6 protein-coding genes are annotated in these 3354 nt (G+C 31.1%); all 6 read right to left on the bottom strand.

The window, feature by feature from the left end:
• Positions 1-178: 178 nt before the first annotated feature.
• Positions 179-1159, bottom strand: coding sequence for a hypothetical protein (locus I2E70_RS10415; protein WP_195424678.1), 981 nt, complete (start codon positions 1157-1159; stop codon positions 179-181).
• 32 nt (positions 1160-1191) lie between these two features.
• Positions 1192-1407: a hypothetical protein gene (locus tag I2E70_RS10410; protein ID WP_195424676.1), complete on the bottom strand. Its 216-nt coding sequence runs from the start codon at positions 1405-1407 to the stop codon at positions 1192-1194.
• A gap of 171 nt (positions 1408-1578) precedes the next feature.
• A complete protein-coding gene (locus tag I2E70_RS10405; RefSeq protein WP_195424682.1) occupies positions 1579-1857 on the bottom strand; it encodes a DNA-binding protein in 279 nt (92 codons plus the stop codon).
• An 80-nt stretch (positions 1858-1937) separates the two neighbouring features.
• The gene (locus I2E70_RS10400; protein WP_155173280.1) at positions 1938-2297 is read right to left on the bottom strand and encodes a single-stranded DNA-binding protein; all 360 of its coding nucleotides are present in this window, start codon (positions 2295-2297) and stop codon (positions 1938-1940) included.
• The gene (locus I2E70_RS10395) at positions 2290-2916 is read right to left on the bottom strand and encodes a hypothetical protein (protein ID WP_195424674.1); all 627 of its coding nucleotides are present in this window, start codon (positions 2914-2916) and stop codon (positions 2290-2292) included. The genes I2E70_RS10400 and I2E70_RS10395 overlap by 8 nt, the downstream gene beginning before the upstream one ends.
• 13 nt (positions 2917-2929) lie before the next feature.
• On the bottom strand, positions 2930-3354 hold a 425-nt coding region (locus I2E70_RS10390; RefSeq protein ID WP_195424672.1), incomplete at its 5' end, for a hypothetical protein.

Genomic DNA, 3354 nt, shown 5'->3' with positions numbered 1-3354 from the left:
TAATAAATTCTTTTTTGGTATATACTCCTCCCTGTTTGGATTTATGCGATTCATATTTATCTGTAAGTTGATTAAGAATAGCTAAAATCGCTTTTGCTGTATCTTCAATCGTCCTAAATGATATGCTATTAGCTTGCATTGCTATTTCTTTTTGATCAATCATTTTTCTCTCCTATTCCTATTTGGTATAGTCTGAAAGAGTGATCTTATCAGAGGTTACTAAATATCCAAATTTAGCTTTATCTGATTTTTTGATTTCAAAACTCATTTTATTAGTAAATGTATTGGTATCTACTGTATAAGTAACAACATAAGTCATTAAATACTTATCGCCTTTTTTTTCCTTAGAAAATAGCATAATGCTACTTGCCGAGGACGGAGTAGATAAACCATTTTTTTCTAAATTTTCATTATCTGAAAAATCATTTGCTGTCTTTGCATCACGCAGATAATTTGAAATAAAATATCTACTAAAGACATCAGTTGAATTATCGCCACTTTTTTCAAGGGCTTCTGATTGTTTTTCTACTTTATCTATTGTGTTTGCTAACTTCTTTTGAGTTGATAGCAAAGCAACAGAATTGATAGATAGTAGACATACTGTAAAACCTAAAACAACTGCTGAAATTCCTTTATAAAGTTTTGAACGGTTAGTATTTTTGGGTTGTGTTGCCGGTGCTTTGTAAGTGCCGGTTTTTTTGGGTGTTGCATCTGCAGGTTTTGGTGTTTCAGTAGGTACTACTGGATCTACAGTTGGTGTTGGTTCTGTAGGTTTTGGTGTTTCAGTAGGGGTTACTGGATCTACAGTTGGTGTTAGTTCTGTAGGCTTTGGTGTTTCAGCAGGTACTACTGGATCTACAGTTGGTGTTGATCCCTTAAAGAAAGGCAAATTAATTTTCTTGCTTTTCTGATTGTCACCACTACTACTTACAAAATCAGATACAAATAATGAGATTTCTTGTTTTGATGGAAAAGGCAGCTCACAACTTATTTCTGAAATAATCTGATTTTTCTTGTCAATATTGCTAATATGAATATTCGCAGTATAGTTTAAATTAGATGCTCTATTATGCTCTTCTTCAAGATATCGTATTAAACTGTCTTGATTTTGTTCTGTTTTAGTAGAGTTTGTTAGAGAATTTGTTACTTTAAATACCATTTTAACCCTCCTGAGTTTTGTTCATAAGGTTTTTAGTTCCCTTTATTTTGTTTTAGAAAGTTCTCTAAATCTTCTATAGATTCAAAGCCATATTCTTTGAATATTTCTGATTGCCTTTTAATTTCTAAATCAGCTATTTCTTTTTTCAAGGTTGCAATTTTCGCATTAACTTTTTTCTGTTTCTCCTCCTCTTTTCGTAAAGCCTCTTTTTTAGCGTTTAATTTCTTAGTAACTTGTGTTTCTGTCATTGTTATATTCTCCGTTATATTTATTACTTAGCATGGACATTTGTCCGACTTCTGTCTGGACTTTTGTCCGATCTTTGTCTGGACTTTTGTCCGATCTTTGTCTGGACTTTTGTCCGATCTTCGTCTGGACATTTGTCCGACTTTTGTCTGGACATTTGTCCGATAAAGAGATTATCTCTCGTATTTTTGTAGCCATTCAGTCACTTTATGTTTATCATATAAAGTGACCCCATCAATAACAATATGAGGCATTCCTTCACGTTGCCATTTGATAACTGTAGTTGTAGAGACATCTAACCAACGAGTTAAACCAGCCATACGTACAAAAGGTTTATAAAGCTCTTTATCTTGAAATGATTTTTCTATTGCCTTTTGAATCATATCCTCATATCGAGCTAACAACTTTTTTTCTGTTGCTTTTGGCAAGTTAATTGTAAATTTTTCTATCATTTCATTTTCTGTCATTTCATCCACCTCCTTTATATATAATATCATTTATAATTATATTTGTCAATATAATTATAAATATTTTATTTTTCTGCTTCTTCTTCTGTTAGTTGTGGTTCTGAACCACTAGCACTATTCAACAAATACCATTTGTCACAATGTACTTTATAGTATTTTCTTGAATATTCGCTTTTTTTACTAATAGTGGTTTCTAGTCGTCCTATAACCTGTATAAGATCACCTTTTCTAGCATAGGTTACAAACTTATCAGCAAATGTATTAAGTAGCACACACTCAATAAAATCTGCTGTATATTTGCCATCTTCACCTTTTCGATCTCTCTGAGATGCTAGGGTAAAATTACATACCCTAGCTCTTTCACTAATTTTTTTTATTTCAGGATCTTCTACTAATCTTCCTGTAAGATTAATACAATTATTCATGTTGCTCCTCCGTTTGTCCTGTTTGATCAGGTTTTTCAGTTTGTTCATCTTGTATGAATCCTGTATCTAACATTAAATTATCTCCATCTACAATATTTTGAGATACGATATCAGATACAAGAAATTTCCCATCTGAGTTGCTATAAGTTAATTTATAAGTTGCTTTAGCAGTTATTCCTTTCTGAGCAAGCTCTTTAGAATCTAGAGTTTTTTTAGAATCATATAGATAATTTACAACTACTAGAGCTGTATTTTTTTTATTATTGATATAAATATCAGATGATTCATAAGTATAATTTACATAATACCCTTTATACGCTTGTTGACTAGACTTCTTTTCAAGTTCTGTCAATTTATCATAAAGTCCTGTTGTTACATATGATTTATAGCGTTCATCATTCTCCCCTAACTCTTTCTTTGTAAAGTAGGAAATAAGAAACTTCTCTACTTCTTTTTGAGTAAGTTCCTTATTCGTTACTTTTACTTGTTTAGGAGCATTATCTTTTTGTTTTGAACCGTGACCAATTTGACCAAATCCAAAACCAACAAGAAATATCACAATAACCCCAACTACATACAAGGTTATTTTAAACATTTTAACTTTAAATTGATCTACCATTTTTTCTCCTATTCTAATGGTTTTCTACTGGGTCTAAAGAAACCACTTCACAGTCATTTATAAGCCATTTACCAGACTCTTTATCCCGTTTATAAGATAGTTTTAAACTGTATTCATTCGTCATAGAAATCTTATTAGATTCTGTAACATCTGGATCTTTTTCATAAGCATCATAACTATATTTTGCTGTCACATAAACTACATTATCATCTTGTCCTAAATAGGTTTTAGATGATTTATACTTGAAATTTCTCATGTTCTGTATTCTATATTTCAGCATTGGTTCTTCCTCTAGCATAACTTCATGATTATATGCCGAGGTTGTCATGTATTTTTTATATTCTGATCGATTAGATCCAGGTTTCTTTTTTGTAAAATAAACTTTCAAAAAATCAACAACATACTCTTTACTAACTTTATCGGTTTTTGAAATATCCT

It is taken from the genome of Streptococcus parasanguinis, from assembly GCF_015556095.1.
Lineage (GTDB): Bacteria > Bacillota > Bacilli > Lactobacillales > Streptococcaceae > Streptococcus > Streptococcus parasanguinis_Q.
This window is presented reverse-complemented; position numbering and strand designations above follow the sequence as displayed.